The sequence below is a fragment of the Sorangium sp. So ce124 genome (genome assembly GCF_051525235.1).
GTDB classification, from domain to species: domain Bacteria; phylum Myxococcota_A; class Polyangia; order Polyangiales; family Polyangiaceae; genus Sorangium; species Sorangium atrum.
Window position 1 is genome coordinate 297,904 of the sequence record NZ_CP150312.1, and the last position, 25,096, is coordinate 322,999.

Here is a 25,096-nt window from a genome sequence, read left to right on the forward strand (position 1 = left end):
CTCAGCCCACTGCTTCCAGCAGGTCCTCGATGGTCTCGAAGGTGGCCACGAGCTTCGCTGGGTCGACCTTCGCCCCCGGGGCCACGGCTTCGTGGAGCGGCGCGAGCACGGCGGCGACGGCCGTCTTCGAGAGCGAGGCGGAGAGGCGGGCCTCGACGCTGGCGAGGAGCGCCTGCTCGGGCGAGACTCCGCCCTTCGCCGGCGGCGCGGACGGGCGCGGCGCCGGTGCGGCATCGTCGGACCCCGGGCCAAGGCGCTCCATGGGGGGATCTGACCACGGGCGGCGCGCGGCCACAAAAAAAAGGCGTCTGCGCTGTCTCTGCCCTCACCCGCGGCGATCCGCCCTCAGAGCGAGAGCGCCTTTCGCAACCTCGCGAGCCAGGATTCAGGGGGCTGGGGAATCGCCAGGGGCGCGGCGCGGGGCGCCGGCGGCACGAGGAGCCGCAGCGCGCTCTGCACCTCCTCCGTGCGCTCGCGGAGCAGATCGGGGGCGCCGGCGTAGCCGCCGGTGAAGCCCTCCGAGAGGCAGAATCGATACAGGGTCAGGAGCAACAGGACCCGATCGCGCTCGTCCGAAGGGGGCTGATTCGCGAGCTGCTCGGCGCGCGCGACGAGGGGCGCGAGCTCCTCGAAGAACAGGTCTCCTCCGTCCTCGCGAGGCGCGTAGTCGCGCCGCTGCACGCGCAGCCACTCCTCGCTCCCGCCGAGCGGGGCGACGCGGAGCAGCACGCGCTCGTCGTACAGGCACACGAGCGGCAGCAGCACGTTCTCGGGCGACGCGCGCGTCTTCCGGGACACCCGCCCTCGCAGGTGGTCCAGCTCGTCGGAGATGTCGGTCGAGAGCACGACGAGATCGGGCAGGCCCGGGCCGGCGTCGAACGCGTCCTCGATGATCTTCTCGAGCTTCGCGTGCGCGGCCGTCACCTCGCGCAAGAGGTGGAGCACCCCGTCCTCCCGGGGCGCCGCGGCCGGGCTGGATGGACTGCCCACCTGCGTCACGGCGAGATCTCCTGATCTCCGGCGCGCGGGGAGGTCGTCTCGACGTCCGCGGGCTCGGGGCTCCACGCGTCGAGCAGCGCCGAGACCTGCCGGTGGAACCAGGGCGCGAGCGCCTCCTCCCCTGCCGCGGGCCGCTGCATCTCCACGCGATACACCCTCTTTCGCGGGCCCCGCGCGCCGATCGGATCCGGCGCGAACGACGCGGTGAGGCCGGCGATCCGGCCGGGAAACCGGGCGAACGGGCTCGCGCCGGAGGCGCCGAAGAGCGTGAGGAGCGCCCGGAGGTCGCGCGCTTCGAGCGTGGGTTTCTGCTTGAGCGCGAGCACGTCGAGCCCCTTCTCGGGCGAGAGGGCGAGGGGGCTCGGCAGGGGCGGCCGCACGTTGCCGAGCACGCGGAGCGAAAGGCCGTCGAGGGCCTTCTTGCGCTGCGGCCGCACGGTCAGCGGGCCGCGCGCGTTCTGCCAGAGCGAGGGCTGCGACCAGACGGCGTCGACCTGCGCGATCCACGGCGCGGTCACCGCGTCGGGCGAGGAGACGCGCACCATCACGCTGCCGTCCTCGGGGAAGAGCACCTCGTACGAGTCCCCTTCCTCGCCCGAGAGCGAGCGCGGCGGGACAGGCGTCAGCACCTTCTGGACGGGCCTGTAGATACCGCGCACCGTCACCGGCTCGACCCCCTCGAGCGCCGAGTGGAGCAGCCGGACCTGCCGGGCGTCGCTCGTGCCGTCCACGGAGATCGGCTCGGCCAGATCGCTCCATGCGTTCTGCATCGGCACCACGAAGAGCGCGAACGTGTCGGCCGTGACCGAGAGGTGCTCCGGGAAGCTCGCGCCGAGCGAGATCGTCAGCGCCATCCGCTCGGGGGCGGGCCCTTCGGCCGGCACGGAGACGCGGAAGAGCAAGGCCTGCTCGGGGGCGTGGAAGAAGGAGCGGATCCGGTCGATCGGCGAGCCGCCCTCGCCGCTGTCCCACGGCCTCGCGGGCGCGGGCGCCTCGAACGACACGTCGCAGGCGAGGTCGAGCCCGTCGTCCTTTGTCGCGACCGCGCCCAGGAAGTGGCGGCGCAGCTCCTCGTGCAGCTCGGCGCCGGCGTTGTAGTCGCCGTGCCGCCGGACGAAGAACGGGAGCTCGATCTGGCCCTTTTGCGGCACCCTGGCCGCGAGGTGGACGCGCAGCTCTGCGCCGCGCGCGCTCCTCGCGATCTCGGCCTTCTGGATCCTTATCGGCCGCACGGGCAGGGGGCCTCGCGTCGAGAAGATCGACGCCCGCCCGTCATAGGTCTCGACCCGCATCTGCGTGCCCTCGGGCAGCTCGATCGGCGCGTCCAGGAGGCCCCACCCGTCCGCCTGGAGGAGCGCGGCGGCGGGCGTCGGGGCGAACAGATCGTCGAGCAGGCCGCCGGCCAGGCGGATGATCGACGCCCGCATCGCGGCGCTCGCGGACGCGCGCGTGCGCGCCGAGAAGAACGCCATGGCCTCGATGAGCCTCCGCACGTCGGGATCGTCCGTCCCGGCCGCGAGCTCGCCCCTGCGGACGCCGCTCTCGATGGTGTGATCGAGCGCCGCGAGCTCCTCGTGGAACAGGGCGCGAAACTGGGGTCCTTCGTCCATGTCGCCGCTCCCTCAGCCCACGTTCACGAGCTGGCCTTGCACGTTGGTGAGGCTGCCCTTGAACGTGGCCGTGCCCGTCGACTCCGCGTTGAGCGTCGCGTCGGCCTTGATCTGGACCATCGCCCCGGACACGCTCACCTTGGTCTGCCCGGCGGCGTCGACCTCCATCGACGCGACCTTGGCCGCGGAGGACGTCAGATCCACCGTGCTCTGACCGCCTCCGGAGAGGGCGATCTTCGTGTTGCCGGTGACGCTCACGTTGGTGCCGGTCGCCGAGATGTCCTTGTCCGACGAGAGGGTCATGTCCTTCGCGCTCTTCACGGTCATCGTGTCGTCGCTCTGGTAGGTGGACGCCTTGGTCGACTTCATGGTGATCGTCTCGGAGGCCGTCACCTCGAACTCCTTGCACGAGACGCTGACCTTCGCCGAGGTCTGCGTGATCGTGCTCGTCGCGTCGGATCCCTTCACGGTGAGCGTGATCGAGGTCCCGTTCATGGCGACGGTCTGCGTGATCTGATCGTCCTTGTTCTCGATCGTGACGGTGATCCCCGCCACCTTGTCGAGCTCCACGGTGCAGACCAGCTTGCCCACGACTACGATCCCCCCCCTTCCGTCTCCTCGACCTTGAGGGTCATCTTGCCCTCTTCGAGGCGCAGGAGCACCGTGTCGTTCTCGTTCGTGCGGAGCACGCGGAGGACGGGTTTGTCGCTCTGGTAGTCGTGGAGCATCGAGGTGTTGCTCTTGTCGGATTTCCCGAAGAGCAGGTGTTGCCCCTGGCCGTCCTGCGGCACCCGCGCGCCGGGCCGGTGATCGAGGACGCGGACGATCTCCGCGCGATCGAAGAAGCACGCGAGCCGCACGCGCTCGTGCTTGTAGACGGGCAGGTAGAAGGTGCCCGTCGCCTGCGCCGACATGTACGGCGCCTTGATCTGCTTGCTCTCGAAGGACGGGATCTCGACCTTGTACTCGTCCACGGACGTCGTCTCGTTCGCGGTGATCTCGTAGGTGACGTCGGTGTCCTCGCCGACCGCGCTCACGCACTTTCCTTCGAGGTAACCCGGGAACTTCGGGGGTGCGAACGGCGGGAGGGACACGAAGGGGTCGTCCTGGTCCTCGAGGAGGAGGCCGAGCTCGATCTCGAACCCCGTCGCGGTGTCGCCGTAGTCCGCCTCGGGGCCCTGGTCGAGCGCGCGCGCCGACATCGAGAGCTCGAGCACGCGCAGGTCGCCCGGGGGCGTGCGGATGGAGCTCGGGAACCCGCCGCTCGCCGACACGGTGACAAGGCTGCCCGGGGAGACAGGCACGGCGGGGAACCGCGCGAACGAGAGGGTGAGCCGGGTCGCGGGCGCGCGCGCGCGGGCTGTCTCGGCGGTCACCCGATCGTCGCCCTCCTGCGCGACATCGGAGCAGATCACCACGTCCTCGTAGATGCCAGTCGCGGCGTCCTGGTTCGTGATCGCCGAGAGCTTCGGGGACGCCGCCGAGACGTTCAGGACCCGCGGGGCGTACCGCGCGGGCTCGGCGATCTCCCAGGTCAAGTCGACGACGTCCTCGCGCGGCAGGACCGCCGCCGTCCCCGAGGCGTCCTTGGTCTTGGAGAGCTTGTAGGTCCCGGCCGTGTGATCGAACGTCAGGACGCCCGCCTTGTGGCTCACGTACCAGGTCACGAGATCGTAGAAGCTCGCGCCCGCGGCCCTGGGGAGGTGGAAGAACACCATCGGCACCGCGGCGGACAGCGTGTCCCAGTCGTAGGAGAGCGTGATCTTGTCGCCCTTGTTGGCGTCGAGGACGTCCTGGAACGACTGGTCCACGGTGAGAAGCGTCGGGTGGTGCTGCCTCCAGAGGGCGCGCGCCGCGTCCGCGAAGCGGACCCGATACCTGCGGTAGAGCACCGGCCGCTCCGTGAAGCCCTTGTCGTGGATCTTCTCGGTCACGCTCCGCTCGACGACGAGGCCGCGCGTCGCGATCGCCGGGATGGTAGGGTCCTTCTGCGCGTCCGAGCGCACCGCGGCGACGGAGAGGCTCACCTCGGCGAGATCGGGCTTCTGGAAGTCGGCGAGCACGCCGTCCGTGTACTGGCCGCCTCGTGTCTGGTCGTCCTGGAGGACGAACTCCACCGTTCCTTCGGCGCCCCACGGCGTGAGCCGGAGCGAGAAGGCGCGCACGTTGCCGCCCTGGATCGTATGGGCCGTGCCGCCGCAGGTGAGCGTCAGGGTGGCGGCGAGGCGGTCGTTCACGCGGGCGCCCTTCCTCCGTCCGGCCCCGGGGCCATGGGCTCGACGGTCACGTAGCGCAGGATCGTGTGCATCCGGATCCAGAAGGCCGCGGGGCTCCCCTCGACCTCGCACTGGAGCTGGAAGGCCGCGTACAGGGTGCTGTCCGCGCCGAGGAAGGTGAGCACCGGCCTCTCGGCGCGCGGCTCGTAGTCCTCGATGAGCCTCAGCATCTCGCGGCCCAGGGCCTCGATGAGCGGGTTCGTCGCGAGGTGCTCCTCGTAGTCGCCGAGGCCGAAGACCTCCGCCGCCTCGGCATATCCCTTCTTCGCGTTGAGCACGGTCGCGAGGTTCCGCGCGACCGACTTCAGGGCGGGCTCCATGCGCTCACCGGCCAGACGTCCCAGGAGGCCCATCGTCCGCCCTCAGCGCGCCGTGCTCGCCGGATAGGTCCAGTAGAGCGCGGCGCGGATGCCCTCCAGCTCCTTCGGGCGCAGGAAGCCGATGGCGCGGCTGGCGCGCACGTACTTCCACTCTTCTTCGGGCGTGGCGACGCGCTGGGCGCCCTCGCGGTGCGGCTCCATGCGCTGCGTGTCCGCGCGGTGCGGCTCCATGCGCTGCGTGTCGACGCGGTGCCCCTCCATGCGCTGCCGCTGCTTGCCGTCGGGCTTCGGGAGCGCATAGACGTCGAACCGAGCGCCGAAGTCGGCGGGGGAGGCGCTCGTCCGGGCGGGGCGGATACCGCGCGTGGAGTGCTGGTTGATCCATGGCAGCCGGCTCGGCTCGCCGAGGCGCACGTTGTACCGCTCCAGGGGCATCTCGCCGTACGGCGTCGGGCGCTCGATCACGAGGTAGATCTCCGGCGCGTCGAGCACGTCCTCGGGGATGTCCTGCGCCACGAAGCGGCCCTCCGACTCGACGAGCTGGATGGTCGGCGTCGTGAGGGGCAGCCCGTCGATCCGGGCCTCGATCGCGTCGATCAAGTCGCCGAACAGGCCGCCGAGGTTGTCGTGATCGTACCTCGGAAGGAGGCTGTCGGGCAGCGTGCCCTCCACGAGGTGGAGCTCCACGAGGAGCGACCGCAGCGCCGCGAGCACTGTATGCGGGTGCAGGCGCGCGTGCGAGCGGCTCTCGGCGCCCTGGGGAGCGTCGAGGAGCGCGTCGTCGAGGAGGGCGACGGCCTTCATCACCTCGGCGCGCCCGCGCAGGAAGGCCTGCGTGGGGCCGGCCGACCTTCGGGCCTGGGCCACGTGCTTGCGCAGCTCGTCGGAATACCGGGTGAGCCGGTCTCGCAGCCCGACGAGGCGCGCGTGGAGATGGGGAGTCGATCGGAGCCGGAGGAGGGGTGGGACGACGGCCGGAGCGACGTAAAACGCCTTTCCGTCGCGGGTCTCGAAGCGCCCCACGTGCAGCGAGCGGCCGCGCGCGGACGCCTCCTTGAACGACAGCTCGGATCGGAGGGTGATGCGGGGGGTCCCCACGGCGCCCGCCCGCTGGCCCTCGGCGGGCTCCGCGGGGAGCACGTGGAAGTACACGTCGACCTCGGGCGTGCCCGCGGCCTTGAGCTTCACGGGCTCCGGGAGAGAGAGGTTGTCGGAGGAGCGGACGATCGGCCCGCCGGGCATGGCGGCCGTCGCCCTCTCGAGGCGCAGGATCCCGCGCGAGAGGTCGCCGGGATCCCATTCCAGCTCGAGCCAGCCGTACGCCGGGAGCCCGGGAGCCTCGGCCCGCGCGCGAGATTCCTCGGACAGGGACTCCTCCAGAGACTCGAAGTCTTCCGGGCGGAGGATCTGTCCGAGGTGCCAGTCGACGCGGGCGAGGCTCTCCATCTCGTCTCCCGTCAGCCGAGGGCCAGGCCCCAGGACTTGACGACGTTCTTCTGGTCGGCGGTCGCGATGTGGAGGGTCTGCGCGCTGGGCTGCGGCTTGATCCCGATCTGGAACGAGTAGTTGATCGGAGACTGCACCTCGGTGGAGGCGTCGTCGGCGACCGAGACGTTGAGGTCCTCCCCGCGCTTCTCGAGCAGGCCGTTCATGTCGGTCTGGTTCGCGTGGAACGCGAGGTAGTACTTCTTTGCGACCGGGTCGTAGTCGTACACAGCGAACTGGTACACGACCTCGACGCTCGTCAGGCTGTTGATGATCAGGCTCGCGAGGGTCTGCCGGTTCGGCGCCGAGACCTGGCCGGAGAGGTACACCGCGTCGGTGACGCCCGTCTCCCACAGGGCGCCGCTCAGCACCGCCACGCACTTGAGATCCGTGGTGGGGTTCGTCGGGTCCTTGCAGGTCTGATCGACCGTGAGATCCGTGCCGGCGACCTTGATCTTGGTCAGGTAGCCGACAGGGGTCTGCTTGTCCTTCTTGTAGTTGTATCCCTGGTAGATATCGAGGCTTCTTCTGTATTCAGGCATGGCAGCTCGTCCTTTCCTCGGATCGCTTCAGGATCACTTGCCGCCCAGGCTGGCTTCGAGGCGCAGCTCGACGTCCATGCCCTCGAACTGCACGTGCGGGAGGACCGAGATGACCGACTTGTACCAGCCGAACGGCCCGGGCTTCGGCTCGACGGTCACCGAGGTGGCCTTGAAGGGGTAGTAGCGGAGCGTGAGATCGTCCGGGTTGGTCACGGTGGTGACGTAGCCGGAGAGCCACTCGGCCAGCGACTTCTGGATGTAGTCGCCGTCGGCGGTCGACCCGATGTAGTCGCGCACCATCGCCTTGACGTAGTGCGCGATGATCGTGATCGAGTAGGTGTACGCGAGGTTCGTGACGAGGAAGGAGTTCTTCGTCGCGACGTCCTCGAGGAAGTTCCTGCCCTTCTTCACGGACTGGGCGCTGAAGAACGTGGCGACCGCCTCGCCCTTCTTGTGCACGAGCGCGATGAGCCCGTTCCTCGCGAACTGGTACTCTCGGTAATCGGGGATCACGATCTCGACGGGCGGGAGGAACTCCTCCTTGCCGTCGACCCCGATGGCCTTCGTGCCGTAGACGATCTCGTCGTCCTTGCGCGTGTACGAGAAGACGGTGAGGCCGTCCACCCTGCCGCCGCCCTTCGGGCCGCGGATGTGCTGCGCCCACTCGCTCGTCGCGTACGAGCGGATGAGGTTCTTGCCGAACAGCACCACGGGGTTGCCCCAGAGGAAGTTGTTCTCGTCGCCCGGCCGCTCGGGGTGCACCGTCTCTTCGTAGGCGATCTCGTTGCCGAGCTCGGGCTCTCCCGTCGAGCCCCACGGCGTCCGGACGAGGTACCGCGGCAGGATCAGGCCGATGTAGGCGGCGTAGTCCTCGTCGCGGAAGGCGTCCCATTTGCCGTACTTCGGGTTGGACAGGACGGCGTCGAGATCGGCCAGATCGGCCACGTCCTGCATCGAGTCCTTGCCGATGAACTTGCTGTTCGCCGAGGCGAGGAACGGGCAGTGCGCGGACGCCGCGATCTTCGACATGGTGCGCAGCCACCTGATGTCGGCGCCGTCGCCCCGCACGTCCTCGAACTCGTAGAGCCCGAGCATGGTCGCGAACGGCTCCCCGCCGTACCGGTCGTACTCCTCGATGTAGACCTTGCGGAAGAGCGCGCTGGAGAAGATGTCGGAGTCGTGATCCAGGAAGTCGTTGCGCAGCTCCTCGCGCGTGACGTCCAGGAAATCGATCACGATGTTCTCCTGCTGGACGTACTGGCAGAGATCTTCGAGCCCCTTCCAGTTCCGCTCCAGCTCCTGGAACCCGGGAGCGTGGTAGATATCGTCCAGGTATTCGCTGAGCTGTCGATCCACCTGGGCGCTGAGCTTCGAGCAGACGTCGAGGAGCTCGCTCAGGTTGGCGCCCTTGCCGGAATACAGCTTGAGCTTCGAGCCGGGCGCCAGAGGCCCGGTCGGCTTGGTCGTCACGATATCGACGTTGAGGAGGAGCGCGGCGAGCTCGTTCATGAGCCTGGCGCCGTCGCTCACGGTGACGTCGTGATCGCGGAACTCGACCTTCGAATAGCGCACGGGCGCGCCGTTCTGGGGGGCCGGGCCCTGCAGCTTGACGAGCGCCAGCGCCCCGTTCTTGTCGACCGTCTCTCCCACGGACGAGCCGACCGCGCTGAGCACCGCCCTCTGGAGCTCCGGCGGGGCGCCCGGCGAGCCGCCGGCCGTCGCGGCGGGGGGCGCCGCGGGCTTCACGATGGCGAGCTGCTGGTAGCCGGGCTGCAGAGCGGCCTGCAGGGCGAGGAGGCCTGACGTGTCGTTCTCCAGGGCGGCGCGCATCGTGTCGCGGAGCGCGGGCACGTTGCGCAGCTCGCTCTTGAGCGATCCGAGCAGCTCGCTGATGATCCCGAGGCGGTTCAGCTCCGGGATGTTCGACGCGATGGTGTCCGGATTGAACGCCGCGATGGAGTCGAACGGCAGGACGCGCTCGGCGTTCAAAGGGATCTTGCCGTTCGGCACGACCGGCGGGATCGGCGAGAGGGGGGCGGCGTTCAGCGCGTCCGACGACGTCTTCACGCCCTCGGCGCTGGCCTGGGCCCTTGTGGCGACGTCCTTCCTGACCTGGGTCCTGGCGTCGGTGGCGTCCGCGGCGGTGGCGCTCTGCCCCTTGGCGATCAGGGCGGCGAGCGCGTCGTGGGCCGCCTTCGCGGCGCTGGCGGCGTCCTTGGCGGCCCCGCCCGCCGACTTCGCGAAATCGATCAGATCGCGGGCCTTCTGCAGCGCGGCCTCCGCGTCGGCAGCGGCCTTGTCCAGATCCGCGCCGCTCTTGCCGTCGAGCGCGGTGACCTTGGTCGCCGAGGCATCTGTGGCGGTCTTCGCTGTGTCCGCGGCGCCCTTGGCCGCGGCCGCAGCCTTCACCGAGGCGTCGGCGGCGTCCTTCGCGTCTTGCAGCGTCGTCGCGCCGAGCGCGGTCTTCACCGCGTCCGGCAGGGCATCGATGCTCAGGGCGTCGGTGGCGGTCTTCTGCGCGCCCGCGTCCGTGACCTGCTGAGTCGCTCGATCGACGGCCGCCGCCGCGTCCACGGCGAAGCCCTTCTGCTCGTCCGGGACCAGGCCTGCCCACTGATCCATCGTGATCGGCGTGGCCACGACCTTGTTCTCGTCCTGCTCGGATTTCTGGACGTAAAGTCTCGTTCTAAAGGCCCTCTCGCCCTTGCCGACCGTCTCGACCACGCCCGCGACGACGCCGACGGGCTCGTCCCGCGCCGGGATCGTGAACAGGCCGCGCACCTTGCCGCCGCCGCCGAGGCCCGCGTCGATCATCGTGGGCAGGCTGTCGGCGACGAGCTCGACCTGCGCGCCGAAGGAGAGCTTGCCGGCCACCTTGCAGAGGCCGTTCTGGTCCTCGGTGCTCGCGAAGCTCGCCGAGCCGGAGAGCTTCACTTGCACGCTCTCCGGCGTTCCCTCGGACGCCTTGCTGGCGGGGAGAGCGCCGGTGAGCTGGAGGTTCGTGATGGTCCCGGGCAGGTCGGTGGCGAGCCACGGCTCGAGCTTCACATAGGGGAGCAGCTCCCCCATGAACTTGTCCACCCTGGCGCCCAGCACGCCGAAGACGTACGAGCGAATGGGCCTGTCGTAGAGGGAAGGGAGGTGGGAGACCCGGTTTGCGTACTCACCTTCGGCGTGAGCGTGGTCCCCGGTGAAGTTGCCGAGCACGAGCAGCCGGAAGGGCAGCTTCTTCTGCGCCTCCGTCCCGCTGATGCGCGTCCTGTAGCGGAGCATCAGCCGGGAACGGAACCGTTCTGGGAAAGGATAGGGAAATTGATTGCTCACGATCTTCTCCTGGGCGCGGGCTCTCACACCGCGGAGCAGGCATCACGAGCCTGACCGCCTTCCAGCGCGATATGGCCAGCATTTCACGGTCCAGCGGCCAGGGCCAAAGAAGCGCGGTGCAGCCCCGGTTCGCCTCGCTTCAATCGCCGCGCGAGCGCGGCGCGCGACCCTCGAAGATCAGGCGCACTTCGGGCCGCGAGGCCACGACGAGGGGCTCCACTCCCACCCTGCCGTCGCCGAGCCGGAGCGCCGCGCGCCCGTCCGGATCGACGAGCCAGATGCGGAGGAGCGCCTCGGTGGGGTCGAGCCCGCGCCATACCGTGTTTTCCAGCCGGCGCATCACCTCGACGGGCCAGTCATTTTCGGTCCACGTGTCGTTCGACGTCTTGAGGAGCACGACGTCGAACCCCCACGTCGGGGAGCGCACGGTGCCGCCGAGCATGGCCGAGCCGAGCGCCGCCCGCCCGAGCTCGGCCGCCATCGCGGCGAGCCTCTCGGTGAACATCCCTCTCCGGACGGAGACCTGAAATTCGGGGAATGCCCGCGAAAAGAGCCAATGCAGCCCCGAGGGGGTCGCGAGCCGCGAGATCTGCCGCAGCCTCTCGCCGAGGTACCGCCCCGCCGGAGCGAGCCAGCCGCTCGAGCCGGGGTCCAGGGCTTCGAGCCTGTCGCGGAGGAGCGCCGCGTCGATGTGCTCGATCAGCGTGAAGAGGGGCGGCCCGAGCAGCGGATCGGCCTCCAGCTCCCGGAAATACGACGGGAGCGCCGACGTGGCCGACCGGAGGCCCAGGTTCAGCGTGATGGTCACTCCGGCGGGGCCGAATCCGATGGAGTCCACGGCCGAGGGCTGCGGGGCGGCGGACGAGCGGCCCCGGAGGTGGATGGGGCGGCCCGGAAAGAGGCGCTGGACGAGCCGGTAGAGCGCCCAGGGCTCGAATCGCCGCGCGTGCTTCGCGAGGGCCGACTCCAGCTCTCCCGCGGGCGGCGCGTCCGGCGGGTCGGAGGAGGCGGGCAATCCGGGCGCGGCCACCGCCGGTCACCCGTCCATGAAGGCGTCCAGGTCCACCTGGTAGAGCTGCTCCAGCGCCTCCCACCGCGGACTGCCCATCTCTTCCCAGCAGGGCGCGATCTCGTCGATGTGCGAGGAGAGCGCCTGGAAATAGGGCACGAAGACGTCGGGGAAAAACACCTTGGGATCGAAGCTCTTGAGGGTGCGGCGGAGGTCGTCCGCGATGACGGCCGCCTTCGGATATTGCCCGCTCTCGACCAGCATGCTGAAGGCCTCGAGCTTCCGGAGGAGGTGCGCGAACGCCGGAGAGATGCGCAGCGTGCCCGAAGGAGCAGAGGTGTCCGGCGCTCGCGGGAAGGAGGAGCGAGCGGGCACTGTCTCCGAGGCGGGAGCCGGGTCGTCCTCGGGAGCCTCCGGCGCGACGTCGGCCATCGGCTCGGGCGGGGGCTCGGGCCGCGGGGCCGGCCTGGCGGGCGCGGCGACCTTATCGAAGTGTGTCCTCACGCGCGCCTCCAGCTCGGAGAGCGAGTCCGTCGAGCGCGGCGCCGGGAGCGCCTCGGTGATGGCCTCTCGCAGCGCGGCCGAGGCGAGGAGCGCGGGCCCGCCGACGGCGTCGTGGTCGGCGCGGCTCCACTGCTTGAAGGTCGCGTCCTTCATCTTCTCATGGACGTCGATGTGCTGGACGATCGTCCTGAAGAGCGTCGAATACGCCCCATCGACCGTCCGCTCCTTGCGCTCCGCGGGGCGCAGCGCGCTCCACCGCTCGGCGACGGCCTTCCGGAGGGAGGTGAAGATCGGCGCGAGCACCTGGGGCCCCTGCTCCGCGAACAGGCCGAGCGCATACGCGGTGATCACGCGCACGTCGGTCACCCCTTTTTCGAGGGCGCTCCTGGCCACATCCGCGCCGGTGATCGGGTCGTTCGCCATGGCGCTCTCGAGCGCGGGCAGACGGCCGTCCTCGGCGTCCTTCCCGCCGCCCGAGAGCGCCTTTTCGAGGAGCGCGGGGTCGAGCATGCGTCAGACGTCCATCACCTTGAATTGCCCTGGATTGAGCACCTGGATGACCCCGCCCCAGGAGCACATGAGCTTGCAGGAGACGTCCGTGGCCGGCGGCCCTTTGATCATCACCTTGGTGTTGCCCGGCAGCCACGTCCCGGCCGGGACCGGCACGCACGGCATGGGCGTGAGCACGCCCAGCGCGGCCGAGGTGGCCGAGGCGACGGTGGGATTGGCGAGCGAGGTGCAGGCGCCGAACGGGGGGATGGTCGCTATCGCCGCCATGTCGGCGATGTTCGCGGAGGGCGCGCTCGCGAGCACGCCCTTCACGGGGAGCACGGCGAGCGTCGAGGGGGCGAGCCCGAAGCTGCACATCATGGTCGCGCCGGCGACGACCTGGGGACCGGACATGGAAGGCGCTCCTCTCGCAGGAGCGCGAGCATGCCCGAGGCGAGGGGAGGAGTGAAGTTTTCGGGATCAGAGGAACTGGCGCACTCTCTCTGGATGCTGGAGGCGCCGGGGGATCTGCAGCTCCGCTTCGAGCGCTGTCTGGAGATCCGCCTTCGTGCGGGCGATGGCGCCGCCCATGTGCGTCGTGGCGAGCCGGATACGGACTTCCTGGGTGCTGGAGACGTGGACCCCGGCGACCGCGGCGGCCGCGGTCGTGACGCCGATCTTGGGCCGAGGATCGTACATGACCGCCTTGTCGCGAGGCGGAAAGAACGCGGCGGGCACCGCGTTGAAGGCGCCCCCGTACCACTCCGTCCAGTTCATGAAATTGCCGTTGATCGCGGTGGGCTCGTCGATCAGCGTGCCTCGCAAGTACTCCGTGACGCCGTTCACGTGCTGGCGGACCATGGTCGAGGTGGTGAGGATCACGCGCGCCAGCGGGTTGACCCGATCGAACTGTTGCATGAGCCAGTTGCTCGCGTGGTTGAACGCGGCGGCCACGCCGTCCACGCCGTCCACGATGCCGAGGGCGATGAAGAGGGCGTACGTCCTCGCGTTCCGGACGCCCCCGCCGTTCGCGGTGGCCGCCCCGGAGTTCGCGTGGCCTCCTCCGCCGGGGAGCGATACCGACTGGGCCTCCCATCCGGTGTTGGGGTCGTGATCCGGGGCGAACATGCCGCCCGCCTGGGTGGTCCCCGGCGGCCTCGCCCCGAGCGCCGCTTCCAGCTTGGTGTGCGAGATGAGGGTATTCGCCGGCGCGGCGTTCGGAGCGAGCGAGAAGCCCATCTCCGCGTCGATCAGGAAGGGCCCGTTCACGGTGGCCATCACGTTCTCCTGGTGGAGATCGGTGATCCCGAAGGCGTTGGCGACGGCGATGAGCTTGCCCATCCCGTGGAAGTACCTGCTCGCCTGCTGCTCGGTCATCGCCTGCGCGCGGGGCTTGAACTCCATGTATCCATAGCCGGCGTTGTGCTTCGGCGCGCCGATGTGGAGCAGCGGCAAGCCCATGTTCAACGTGTCGAACAGGCTCCTGAAGTTGGCCACGCGGGGGTGGCCTTGCGCGCACGCCGCGAAGGACTGCGGCGACCCCATCAGCATGAGCTGGAACGTGAGGTCGGTGGGCTTGTAGACGACGCGCACGCCGTTGCCGTACCTCACGATCACCACGCGGCGCGCGCAGACGTGCGGGTCGCTCCCCTGGATCTCGATCGCGGCCACGCCCCCTCCCACGCCGAACAGGTTCGCGAGGAGGGCTCTGTCGCGGTGCAGGCGAGTGACGATCTCGACCCCGAACTCGATATAGGACCGCCTGACGAGCTTGATGAGCGCGTCGACCCGGTCGGCGACGGTGGCCGGGAGGCTGTACACCAGGTTGGTGAAGAGGCTCCGGCCGATGCTGGTCGTGGTCGTGAGGAGACCGCGCGTGCGGACCGTCCGGAGGGAGCTGACGACGCTCCACTCGCCGCGCGCGTACAGCATCGCGGCGGTCCGGCACGGGCCGAAGAGGTCGCGCACCGCGTGGTCGAGGAGGCCCGAGGCGATGAGGGGCGCCATCATCGCTCGCATGCCGTCCGCGCCGAGGTGCCAATCGAGATCCGAGACGATGGACCGCAGCGCGCTCTCGATGTAAGGGCGGGCGCTATCGGCGTTGTTCAAGGGCGCGAGGGACGCTCCCTGTGTGCCGATGAGCTGGAGCCCTTGGTTCAGCGCCTGCGTGATCTCGTTATCGTACACGGGCCACCGAGCGCGAACGTACCCGTCATGCCGGCGAACACAAAATTCGCCGCACGTCGGAGGTGATTCCCGCCCGAGCAGGCCGCGGCCCGAGGCTCATCCGCCGGTCTCACCACGAGGCGGCGGTGAGGTCAGCCGCCGCCGCAGCTCCACGAGCGCGGCGACGCCCGGGTTCGCGGCGCGCGCGTGGAGGCGGCCGGCGCGGTAGTTCGAAGCGCACCACTCCGGGTCGACCTTCTTGCCTTTTCCGCGTCCATACAGAGGGAAGAGCTCCACCGCGTCCGGGGTGTAGTCTGGCCCGAGGCGCTCGCGGACGAGCTTGTCGATCGCGTCGGTGAAGCTCGGCTCGCTCTGCCGTGCGCCGATGAACACGCACAGCACGAACCGCGTGTCGCCGCGCGCGGCCGCGCCCGGCAAGGGCACAACGGCCGCGCCCTCGCAGAAAGGCAGCTCGCTCACCGCGAGCGACAGGGCCTCTCCTGGAAACACCCGCGCTGACCTTCGAGGGGTGAGCGTGCTGCCCCACAGGTACTCCGACGCGACGCGGGCGAGCAGGAAATAGCCGTCCTTGTCCGGTTTGTCGCCGCGCCGCACGAACAGGCCGGCGTCGCCGGTCGTGGGCTTCTTCGTGGCGGGATCGAAGAGGTCCCACGGCACCCCGGGAGAAGGCAGCGCCTTGGCGTTGATCCCCTGGGGGCGCCGCGCCGAGAACAGCACGGTGCCCCCCGCGGCCGTGTCGATCAGCAGGTTGGAGAGGGGCAGCTTGCCGAGGTTGTTTCCGGCGAGCGCGGCGCGCGTCTCCATCCAGTCGAGCGGCTCCCCCACGTCGCGGAACAGCGCCTTGAGCGAGCCAGGCCACGCGCGGGGCGAGGCGCGCAGCGCCGCGGTGGCGGACGCGGAGAGGCCGAGCACGTTGACGCCCTCCGCGTCGAGGGCGGCGGGGGTCGACTGGAAGGTGGCGAGGGGGACGGAGACGTACGCAGCGCCCGCGAGCCACGCCGACAGCACCATGGGCAAGAAGGCCTGTTCGTGGTGGAACCCCGGCGCCGACAGCCGCTCTCCGGGCGCGAGGCGATGGACAAGCATCGCGTCCGAGAGGGCGCGCGAAACCACGGTCTCCGCGGGGACGAGGGTGGCTGTCCCGAAGGGCGCGCGGAGGGGGGAGAGCGCGCCGAGGCACGGCTCCTTCGGGGCGTAGGCGTGCGGGCCCACGGCGGGGGCGCGCGGAGGGGCCGCGATCGGGAGCGCCTTCTTCGCGAGCTTCTCGCCCACCTTCGCGGGCGCCTTCGGATCGAGCACGACGTGGGCCGGCGCGAGCGCATCCATGGCGGCTGCGAGCGCGAGATCGCCCTTCGGCGTTATCCAGGAGACGCACGCACCGGCGTACAGCGCGGCGGCGAGCGCCACGACGCCGGCCACGCCGGGCGGGAGGACGATCGCGATCGCGGCGCCTGGCTTGACGCCGAGGGGCGTCCACGCCGCCGCGAGCGCGGAGGCCCGCGCGTGGAGCTCGGAGAAGCGGAGCCGCCCCGGCGCCCCTCGACTCGGCACCTCGACGAAGGCGATCCTGTCCGAGGCGGCGTGTCGCAGCACGGCGTCGGCGTAGACGTCATAGGCTGTTCCAGCGCGGCTCTTGAGCGTGCCAGTCCGCTCCGCGGCGAAGGCGAAGAGGGCGCGCCGGAACGCCGCGGGGTCCTCCCACGTGGCCGAGAGCGGCCCGGGATCCGTGGTCTCGTCCTCGCGGCGCAGCTCGACCGAGCGGAGCAGGGCGGCGAGATCGATCGGCATCCTGCGCTCGTAACCGAGGAGGCGCTGTCGGGTCAAATCCGCGGAGCTTCTCCCGTGAACAGCGACTGCTCCAGAACACCGATCAGCTTGGAAACCAGAGAAATGAACCGCCAAGACGCCAAAAGACGCCAAGAAAACAATGAAATTTTGGCGTCTTGGCGGCTCAACTTCTCGCCGTCTGCGTGCAGCTTCAACCCGTTTGTCGCTCTAGCGCCTGTCCGGCTCAGGGATCGATCGCGAGCGTTCCAAACGCCTCGGGGACATGGAAGTTCGGCTTGCTCGTGCGGGGCGGGCTCCACGCGAGGTACTGCCGCGGATCCTTGCCCTCCATCCGGTACAGGTTCATGGGCAGACGCGCGTTCGGGGCGAGCGCGCCCACGATCCCCGGCGCCGCCAGCAGCGCCTCGATGACGGCGGTGCGCGCCTGCGCGTCCTGGCTCGTCGCGATCGTCGCGCCGCTCGACCACGCCGTGTCTTCCTGGCGCGCGTCGCGGTCGATCGCGATATCGAAGAAATGGCCGAACGGCCCTATCTCCACCTCGAAATACCGCCTTGGCGAGCCCGCGGCCGGCGTCAGGAAGAGCTCGATGCAGTCCTCTTTGTAAAGTCCCTTTCGCTCCTCGTCGACGGGCTTCGAGCGATCCGTGTTGAGCCCCGTGTTCGAGAGCTCGAAGAGCGCGTGGAGCCCCTGTTTCGACCAGAGGAAGCGCGCCCGCGTGGTGAACCCGGTGCGCTTGCCGGCATAGTCGGTGTCCCACTGCACGGCCTTCGCGCGGCTCCATGCCGCGTCGTCGGCCTTCCCGTCGAGCACGATCTGCTCCCCCGGCGGCAGCGGCGACGCGTGCGCCTCCGGCTTTGCGGGGCCTCCGTCCGGCCCGCCGCCCTGCTCACCGCCGGGCGCCTTCTGCGAGGCCGGCGGCGCGGGAACGAGCCCCTTCGCGGGCCCGCCGGGCAAGGGCGCCTGCCCGGGCTCCCAGTCGAGCCGGAAGGGCGCCATCGCCTTGTAGTGGACGGGCCTCGGGCTCTTCAGGAGGTCTGCCCCGTCTCCCGTGATCGCGGTCGCCGTGAGATCCAGCCCGAAGCGCTTCGCCGCGGCGTCGATGAGCGGCGAGGTCCTGTGGCCGCCGAGCTCGCGCGCGAGCGCGGGGCTGTTCCACACGCCGAGGAGCTCCGCTGCCACTCGGTCGACCCGCACCGGGTTCGTGCCGCCGATCGCCACCATCTCCGCCGTGGGCTGCAGGACCTGGAAGCCGTCTCCGCCCATCGCCGGCGCGCCGTCGCCGAGCACCGCGTCCGGCGCCGATACCTCGAGCACGTCGACCATCCGCTCGGCGAAGACGCGAAGCGACGACAGGTAAAGAGCCCTGTCTTCCTGGCCGGCGGCCTTCGTGTCCAGGTACTCCTTGAGCTCCCTGTGCATCCGCCACTTCTGCTTGTAGGCAGGCGCGCTGTCCGACAGCATGACCGTGCCCTGCATGCCCTTGATGCCGACGGAGATGACCGCGTACCGGTGCATCTTGAGCCGGGGGAGCGACAGGAAGAGCCCGTGGTCGAGGTGCTCTGCCAGCACCTTCGGCATGAGCAGCGTCGGGACGTGGGTCGCCTGGACGCCGCGGATGGCGAGGGGCTTTCCGGGCCTGTCCCCGGCGACGTCGTAGACCCCGTCGTCGTCCATCGCGACGAGCGCGGCGCCCTCCTCCGCGGCCATCGCCTCGTAGCCGGTGCGCTGCGCGAGGTCCTTCCAGAACTTGTGCGAGTGGCCGCATCCCTCGGCGATCGTGATCTTCGTGTGCCCGCGCGCCTTGAGGCACTGGACGACGCCTCGCACGAACTCCGGCTGGGTGATCCGGCCGGTCACGCCGTCGTCGCCCTTGGACTTCGCCGGGTCCTTCACGCTGTCGAACCCGCAGATGTTCGGCTTGAGGAGCACGGGAGTCGCCGCGGGGCGCTTCGGCACCACCGCCTCGCAGATGCGCTTGCCGAGCTCCAGGGGACCCTGGCCGCGGAGCACGGTCACGGCCGAGTCGTCGGCCTTGATGCGCTCGACGTGCCGCTTCCTGAGAGCGGCGCCGTCGATGCTGTCCGACGCGATCACCGAGGGCCCGGCCTCGTAGCGCTGCGACGCGCCCGCGACCACGTCGCTCGACGCGCTCGGGACGGCGGTCGGGACGGCCGGGTGCGCGGAGGCGGCGGCGAACGAGGAAGCGGTCGGCGCCGGCGCGGGTGAGGACGTCGCCGCGTCGGCTGGCGGCGCCGCGGCGGTGGGTCCGCCGTCGCCGGGCGGCCCGCCTGGTTCCCGCCGCCGGTCGCCGCAGCCCGCGAGGGCGGCGAGCAGCGCCGCGAGCGCCGCGATCGCGAGGGAAGAACGCCGCGCCCGGCGGTCGTGGGTCGCCCGTGTCGTCTCCATGCTCGCCGAGCACGATGGGGCGAAACGACGGCGGCGAGAAGGAAGAACCCTTCACGTCAGCGGAGTGTGCCTCTTCGGGCGCCGCTCAGCGCCGGTCGAGCCCCACGATGCGGTCGAGCAGCGCCCGGTCGAGGCTCGCCTCGACCGCCGTGGCGAGCCGGTCGTACTCTTCGTGCCGGCTCGGTATCGCCGGCTCGCCCGCGGCCCTGGGGAGCCCCCTCCGCTCGCGCAGGGCCGCGAGGAGCGACCGCCTGAGCCCGTCGTTGTCGAGGATCCCGTGGATCATCGTGCCCACCACGGCGCCGTCCGCCGACACGGCCCCGTCGAGCGCCGCCTCGGCCTTGCCGCCCCGCGACCCGATCGCGAACGCCGCGGCCGCGCCGCCCACCCGCTCCACACGGCCCATGTGGATCTCGTAGCCGGTCAGCTCTCCCGCGCCCTCGCTCTCGGCCTCTCCCGCGGTGGCCACGCCCGCCGCCCCCAGGAACGAGCCGCCCGCGAGCCGCGCCCGCACCTGCGCCACTGTCTTGGTCCGCTCGAACCGCGTCAACACATCGAGCAGCCCCAGCCCACGCGCCGCCGGCTCGGCCGACTCGACGCCTTCCGGATCCTCGATCGCCCCGCCGAGCATCTGGCAGCCGCCGCAGATCCCGAGCGTCCAGCCGCCCTGCCGGGCGCGCGCCGCGATCGCCTCCGCCAGGCCGCTCGCGCGCAGCCACGCGAGATCGGCCATCGTGCTCTTCGTCCCGGGGAGCAGCACGAGGTCCGCATCGCCGATCTCGTCCGGCCGCTCGATGAACCGCACCACCACGCCGGGCTCGTGCTCCAGCGGCTCCACGTCGTCGTAATTCGATATCCGCGGCAGCCGGACCACCGCGATGTCGAGCTGCCCCGGGCCCGCCGGCCCCCGCCGCCGCCGGCCCTCCAGCGACACAGAGTCCTCGTCCGCGATGCGCAGCTGCTTCAGATAAGGCACCACGCCGAGCACCGGGACGCCCGTCCGCGCCGTCAGCATGTCGAGCCCCGGCTCCAGCAGCTTGAGGTCGCCGCGGAACTTGTTGATGACGAACGCGGCCACGCGCGCGCGCTCGTCGGGCTCGAGCAGCGCCATCGTGCCGACCAGCGCCGCGAACACGCCGCCTCGGTCGATGTCGCCGGCGAGGAGCACCGGCGCGTCGGCGACGCGCGCGACGTGCATGTTCACGATGTCGCGGTCCTTCAGGTTGATCTCCGCGGGGCTGCCCGCCCCCTCGATCACCACGACGTCGTGCGCCTCGCGGAGCCGCCCGAGCGAGCGGGCGATGATGTCCTTGAGCTCCCCGCGGTACGCGAAGTAGTCGCGCGCGTGCAGGCTGCCGATCGGCTTGCCGAGCACGACCACCTGAGAGCGCGAGTCGCCCTCGGGCTTGAGCAGCACCGGGTTCATGTCGACCGTCGGCGCGACGCGCGCCGCCTCGGCCTGCACCGCCTGCGCCCTTCCGATCTCGCCGCCGTCCAGGGTCGCGAACGAGTTCAGCGCCATGTTCTGCGACTTGAACGGCGCGACTCGGAGGCCCCGCCGCTGGAAGATGCGGCAGAGCGCCGTGCAGAGGAGGCTCTTGCCGACCGAGGACGCCGTGCCCTGAACCATCACCGTGAGCGCCGTCATCGGAAGAGCTCCTGTCCAAAGGATGCCGCCGCCAGCAGGGCCGCCGCGAGCCCGGCGAAGAGCAGCGCCGCGAGCAGCACGATACGGCAGGCCTCGTCGATGAGACCCCGCCGGAGCGGCTCCACGGGGTCGCCGAGGCGGTAGTGGCCGCGCTTCTCGAGCTCGACCCGGAGCAGCCCGGCCATCGCCGCCATGGGCCGGCCGGCGTTCGGGCTCTCGGTGAGGCCGCCGTCGCGCAGGAGCACGGCGAGGCCGCGGCGCGCGTCGGCGCCGCGGAGCCACCCGGCGGCGAGCAGGAGGAGCGCGGTGAGCCGCGCCGGCACGAAGTTCAGCGCGTCGTCGAGCCGCGCCGAGGCCTTGCCGAGGTACTCGTAGCGGCCGTGGTAGCCGACCATCGCGTCGAGCGTGTTCACCGCGCGGTAGAAGAGCGCGCCGGGGAGCCCGAAGAGGGCGAAATAGAAGAGCGGCGCGACGAAGCTGTCCGACGCGTTCTCCGCGACCGACTCGACCGACGCGGCGACGAGCGCGGGCTCGTCGAGCTCCGACGGGTCGCGGCTGCAGAGGCTGCGCAGCGCGCCGCGGGCCGCGAGGAGATCGCCCGCTTCGAGGGCGTCGCGCACGTCGAAGGCCGCGTCGCGGAGCGCGCGGAGCGCGAAGGTGGGCTTCAGCAGGAGACCTGACAAAGCGAGCGCGAGGACGGGGTGCGGGGCGAGCAGCGCCGCGACGCCGGCGCCCAGCGCCGCGAAGAGGCAGGGGACGGCGAGGGCCATGAGCGCGCCCCAGAGGAGCTCGGCGGCGCGGCCGCCCGTGGGCGCGGCGCGCTTCAGGGCCTGGATCGCGGAGCCCATCCACACGACGGGGTGGATGGCGGCGGGGGGCTCGCCGCAGGCGAGGTCGAGCGCGACCGCGGCGAGCAGCGCGGCGGCTGCCGTCATCGCGCGTCCTCGCCGCCGCTGACGAGCGCGACAGGGCCGGGGCGCAGGCGCAGGATCGCGCCCATCACGGCCACGTAGAGCTCGCTGGCCGAGCGGCCGAGCCGCTGGTGCGCGCGCCCCGCGAGGTCGCGGAACGCCCGGCCGAGCCGGCTCTCCGGGACCACGCCCATGCCGACCTCGTTCGAGACGAGGACGACGTGCGGCGCCGCCGACTCGACGGCGGCGGCGAGCGCCTCGATGCGCTCCTCGATGGGCCCGAGCGCGCGGCCCTCGGTCTCGTCGCGGAGCAGCAGGTTCGACAGCCAGAGCGTGAGGCAGTCGACGACGATGACGTCGACGCCGGACAGCGAGGCGATGCGCTCGGGGAGCGCGATCGGCTCCTCCACGGTGAGGAACGCGCCGCCTCGCTCGCGGACGTGCGCGTCGATGCGCGCCCGCATCTCGTCGTCGAACGGCTTGGCCGTCGCGATGAAGGCGCGGCGCTCGCCGAGCGAGCGCGCGAGGGAGAGCGCGAACGCGCTCTTGCCGGAGCGCACGCCGCCGCCGATGAGGGCGACCCGGCGCGGCGCCGTGCCCTGGCCGCTCTCGCTCATCGCGCGCGCTCCTTCCGGTGCGCGGCCGCGCTCGCGACGAGGCCCTCGGGGACGATCGGGTTCGAGGCCCAGTGGGCGTGCACGTACGAGGCGAGGACGCTCCCTGCCTGGTACCCCTCGCGCGTGACCTGGCCGCCGCGCCGGCGCCGCACGGAGTAGGCGTGCTCGATCGGCAAGGGCGCGTGTTCGGGCGGCGCCGGCGCCTGCGTGGGCGGCGGCTCGGCAGGCGCCGTCGTCGCGGGCTGCGACGGGCGGAGCTCGGAGTAGCGGAACTGGTGCCCGCGGAACCGGAGCCCCGCGCCGCCAAGGATCGTGCGCGCCTGCGTCTCGACCTCCACGTACCCGAGCGCCTGCAGCTTCTCGCACATCACGGCCTCCGCGGGCACGAGCCCGACCATCGCGTGCGCGCGCCCGTCCAGCGTGCGGATCGCCTCGGTCAGGTACATGAGCCCGCCGCACTCGGCGTAGATCGGGCCTCCGCGGCCGGCGAACGCGCGGATCTCGTCGCGCAGGGCCGCGTTGTCGGCCAGGCGCTCTGCGTGCACCTCGGGGTAGCCGCCCCCGAGGTAGAGCGCGTCGACGTCGGGCAAGCGCGCGTCGCGGATCGGCGAGAACCGCACGAGCTCGGCTCCCGCGGCCTCGAGGCGGCGCAGGTTGCCCGCGTAGTAGAAGTGGAAGGCCTCGTCGAACGCCACGCCGATGCGCGCCCGGCCGCGCTGTGCGCCGGTGGCAGCGGCTGCGCCGGGCGTCGCGGCCGCGTCGGCCGCCGGCAAGGGCGGCGCCGCGCGCGCGATCTCGAGCAGCGCGTCGAGCCCGATCCACGCCTCGGCCTGCGCGCCCCAGTGGTCGAGGCGCTCCTCGGGGAGCGCGGCCTCGTCGGCCGTGCGCAGGCCGAGGTGGCGCTCGGGGAAGCGCTGCGCCTCGTCCCGCGGCAGGCCGCCGACGACCGGCAGCGACCGGTTCACCTGCGCCTGTCGGAGAATGTCGAGGTGGCCGCGGCTGCCGACCTGGTTGCACACGACAGCGGCGACGCGCAGCGCCGGATCGAAGCCGGCGAAGCCCTGGACGAGCGCCGCGACGCTGCGGGCCATCCCGGACGCGTCGACAACGAGCGCGACCGGCGCCTCGAGCCATTTCGCGATCTCGGCGGTCGAGCCCTCCTCCCCGGTCGGGCTCGCCCCGTCGAACAGCCCCATCACCCCCTCGATCAGCGCGACGTCGGCGCCGGCGGCCTCCGCCGCGAACGTCGAAAGGACCGCGTCCCGGCCCATCATCCAGCCGTCGAGGTTGTGCGATGTCCCGGCCACGGCGCGGGCGTGGTACGTCGGATCCAGGTAGTCGGGGCCGCACTTGAACAGCGCGACCTGGAGGCCGCGGGCGCGGAGCGCGCGCGCGATCGCCACCGTGGCGGTCGTCTTGCCGACGCCGCTCGCCGTGCCGGCGACGACGAGCCGGGGGATGGCCCGGGACATCAGAAATCGACTCCGATCTGGGCCTTTTGCCCCTGCTCGAACGGGTGCTTCACCGATCTCATCTCCGTCACCAGGTCGGCGAGCGCGAGGAGCGCGTCGGGCGCGTTCCTGCCGGTGATCACGACGTGCACGTGCGCGGGCCTCGCGCGCAGCGCCGCGAGCAGCTCGTCCTCGGCGATGAAGCCGTAATGGAGCGCATACGTGATCTCGTCGAGCACAACGATGTCCTGCTCGCCGCCCGCGATGAGCGCCGCGGCCTCCTGGAAGGCGGCGCGCGCGGCCGCCTTGTCGCGCGAGAGGTCGTCGCTCTCCCAGGTGAAGCCGCGCCCCATGACGAGGAACGTCAGGTTGGGGAGCGTCTCGGCGAACAGCCGCTCTCCCGTCTTCCACTTGCCCTTGATGAACTGCACGACCGCGACGCGCATGCCCCGGCCGAGCGCGCGGAACACCATGCCGAGCGCGGCCGTCGTCTTGCCCTTGCCGTGGCCCGTATAGACGATGATGAGCCCCTTTCGACCGGTGGCCGCCGCGGCGGCCGCCGCGCCCGTCCCGGCGCTCTCCTCCGCGCTCACGAGTCCTCCTCGGTCGTGCCAGGGACGAGGAGCTTCTTCTCGGCCTTGCGGAAGCGGTGGCTGAACTCCGGATCATAGAGCCGCGAGTCGGCGAAATCCGTGGCCGTGAGCACCCGGCCGACCAGGATCATCGACTGGGTCTTGATGCCCTCGGCCCGCACCTTCTCCCGGATGTCGGCGAGCGTGCCTCTCACGATCTTCTGATCGGGGCAGCTCGCCTTGTGGACGACAGCGACCGGGCAATCCGCGCCGTAGGCCGGGATGAGCGCCGCGGTCACGTCCTTGAGCAGGGTGATGCTCAGGAACAGGCACAGGGTCGCCTGGTGGCGGGCGAGATCCTCGAGCCGCTCGGCGGGCGGCACCGGCGTGCGCCCCTCGGCGCGCGTCAGGATGACGGTCTGCGAGAGCTCGGGCAGCGTGAGCTCGCGCCCGAGCGCCGCGGCCGCCGCGGTGAAGGACGAGACGCCGGGGACGATCTCGTACGGTATCCCGAGCGCATCCATGCGGCGCATCTGCTCGGCCGTCGACCCGAAGAGGACGGGATCGCCCGTGTGGACGCGCGCCACGTCGTGCCCTGCGTCCCTGGCCTCGACGAAGACCTCCACGATCTGGTCGAGGGTCATGCCGGAGGAGTCGATGACCCGGGCGTCCGGCCGCGCGGACGCGACGATCTCCCGGGGGACGAGGGAGCCCGTGTACATGACGACGGGGCAGCGGGCGACGAGCTCGGCGCCGCGGACCGTGATGAGCCCGGGATCGCCCGGGCCGGCGCCGATGATGTAGACGCGCATGAGGGTTCTTTCCTTGCTTCGTGCGCCGGCGATCCCGGAAGGGACCGCGGGCGCGCGGCGCGACGCTAGAGCGATCGCGCAGCGGACGCCAGGGGGTGAGGCGACCTCGGGTAAGGCGGACGCGATGCGCGACGCCCTGGCGCTG

21 protein-coding genes are annotated in these 25,096 nt (G+C 71.1%); all 21 read right to left on the minus strand.

The features are described 5' to 3' along the window. Position 1: 1 nt before the first annotated feature. Positions 2-262: a hypothetical protein gene (locus WMF19_RS01150; RefSeq protein WP_272097272.1), complete on the minus strand. Its 261-nt coding sequence runs from the start codon at positions 260-262 to the stop codon at positions 2-4. 83 nt (positions 263-345) lie between these two features. Beyond that, positions 346-999: a hypothetical protein gene (locus WMF19_RS01155; protein ID WP_437897376.1), complete on the minus strand. Its 654-nt coding sequence runs from the start codon at positions 997-999 to the stop codon at positions 346-348. Beyond that, positions 996-2,609: a type VI secretion system baseplate subunit TssF gene (locus tag WMF19_RS01160; protein WP_437897377.1), complete on the minus strand. Its 1,614-nt coding sequence runs from the start codon at positions 2,607-2,609 to the stop codon at positions 996-998. The genes WMF19_RS01155 and WMF19_RS01160 overlap by 4 nt, the downstream gene beginning before the upstream one ends. 12 nt (positions 2,610-2,621) lie before the next feature. Next, the gene (locus WMF19_RS01165; protein ID WP_437590296.1) at positions 2,622-3,200 is read right to left on the minus strand and encodes a hypothetical protein; all 579 of its coding nucleotides are present in this window, start codon (positions 3,198-3,200) and stop codon (positions 2,622-2,624) included. Positions 3,201-3,202: 2 nt separating this feature from the next. Then, on the minus strand, positions 3,203-4,846 hold the full coding sequence (locus tag WMF19_RS01170; protein ID WP_437897378.1) for a hypothetical protein: 1,644 nt from the start codon (positions 4,844-4,846) through the stop codon (positions 3,203-3,205). Beyond that, positions 4,843-5,238, minus strand: coding sequence for a GPW/gp25 family protein (locus tag WMF19_RS01175; RefSeq protein ID WP_437327063.1), 396 nt, complete (start codon positions 5,236-5,238; stop codon positions 4,843-4,845). Before WMF19_RS01175 ends, WMF19_RS01170 begins: the two co-directional genes overlap by 4 nt. Before the next feature lie 9 nt (positions 5,239-5,247). Next, a complete protein-coding gene (gene tssK, locus WMF19_RS01180; RefSeq protein WP_437897379.1) occupies positions 5,248-6,651 on the minus strand; it encodes a type VI secretion system baseplate subunit TssK in 1,404 nt (467 codons plus the stop codon). 11 nt (positions 6,652-6,662) lie between these two features. Then, complete coding sequence (locus WMF19_RS01185; protein WP_272097280.1) at positions 6,663-7,232, minus strand: hypothetical protein; 570 nt, start codon at positions 7,230-7,232, stop codon at positions 6,663-6,665. Positions 7,233-7,265: 33 nt separating this feature from the next. Next, positions 7,266-10,556: a type VI secretion system contractile sheath large subunit gene (gene tssC / locus WMF19_RS01190; RefSeq protein WP_437897380.1), complete on the minus strand. Its 3,291-nt coding sequence runs from the start codon at positions 10,554-10,556 to the stop codon at positions 7,266-7,268. 139 nt (positions 10,557-10,695) lie between these two features. Then, entirely contained in the window at positions 10,696-11,586 is an 891-nt protein-coding gene (locus WMF19_RS01195; protein WP_437897381.1) for a hypothetical protein, read from the minus strand. A 6-nt stretch (positions 11,587-11,592) separates the two neighbouring features. Next, a complete protein-coding gene (locus WMF19_RS01200) occupies positions 11,593-12,579 on the minus strand; it encodes a type VI secretion system protein IglI family protein (protein WP_437897382.1) in 987 nt (328 codons plus the stop codon). 3 nt (positions 12,580-12,582) lie between these two features. Further along, a complete protein-coding gene (locus tag WMF19_RS01205; RefSeq protein WP_272097284.1) occupies positions 12,583-12,972 on the minus strand; it encodes a DUF4280 domain-containing protein in 390 nt (129 codons plus the stop codon). A gap of 66 nt (positions 12,973-13,038) precedes the next feature. Then, positions 13,039-14,745: a DUF4135 domain-containing protein gene (locus tag WMF19_RS01210; RefSeq protein ID WP_437897383.1), complete on the minus strand. Its 1,707-nt coding sequence runs from the start codon at positions 14,743-14,745 to the stop codon at positions 13,039-13,041. A 96-nt stretch (positions 14,746-14,841) separates the two neighbouring features. After that, on the minus strand, positions 14,842-16,533 hold the full coding sequence (locus tag WMF19_RS01215) for an AMP-binding protein (RefSeq protein ID WP_437897384.1): 1,692 nt from the start codon (positions 16,531-16,533) through the stop codon (positions 14,842-14,844). Positions 16,534-16,756: 223 nt separating this feature from the next. Continuing rightward, positions 16,757-18,940, minus strand: coding sequence for a DUF362 domain-containing protein (locus tag WMF19_RS01220; protein WP_437897385.1), 2,184 nt, complete (start codon positions 18,938-18,940; stop codon positions 16,757-16,759). Positions 18,941-19,025: 85 nt separating this feature from the next. Further along, positions 19,026-20,588 carry a cobyric acid synthase gene (locus tag WMF19_RS01225; RefSeq protein ID WP_437897386.1) on the minus strand — a complete coding sequence of 521 codons (1,563 nt, stop codon included), beginning with the start codon at positions 20,586-20,588 and terminating at the stop codon, positions 19,026-19,028. Then, positions 20,585-21,523 (minus strand): adenosylcobinamide-phosphate synthase CbiB, encoded by a 939-nt coding sequence (gene cbiB, locus WMF19_RS01230; RefSeq protein WP_437897387.1) that lies wholly within the window; start codon positions 21,521-21,523, stop codon positions 20,585-20,587. Before cbiB ends, WMF19_RS01225 begins: the two co-directional genes overlap by 4 nt. Continuing rightward, positions 21,520-22,116: a bifunctional adenosylcobinamide kinase/adenosylcobinamide-phosphate guanylyltransferase gene (gene cobU, locus WMF19_RS01235; RefSeq protein ID WP_437897388.1), complete on the minus strand. Its 597-nt coding sequence runs from the start codon at positions 22,114-22,116 to the stop codon at positions 21,520-21,522. Before cobU ends, cbiB begins: the two co-directional genes overlap by 4 nt. Continuing rightward, on the minus strand, positions 22,113-23,588 hold the full coding sequence (locus WMF19_RS01240; RefSeq protein ID WP_437897390.1) for a cobyrinate a,c-diamide synthase: 1,476 nt from the start codon (positions 23,586-23,588) through the stop codon (positions 22,113-22,115). Before WMF19_RS01240 ends, cobU begins: the two co-directional genes overlap by 4 nt. Then, entirely contained in the window at positions 23,588-24,160 is a 573-nt protein-coding gene (gene cobO / locus WMF19_RS01245; protein WP_437897391.1) for a cob(I)yrinic acid a,c-diamide adenosyltransferase, read from the minus strand. The genes WMF19_RS01240 and cobO overlap by 1 nt, the downstream gene beginning before the upstream one ends. Further along, complete coding sequence (gene cobM / locus WMF19_RS01250; protein WP_437897393.1) at positions 24,157-24,951, minus strand: precorrin-4 C(11)-methyltransferase; 795 nt, start codon at positions 24,949-24,951, stop codon at positions 24,157-24,159. Before cobM ends, cobO begins: the two co-directional genes overlap by 4 nt. Positions 24,952-25,096: the final 145 nt, after the last annotated feature.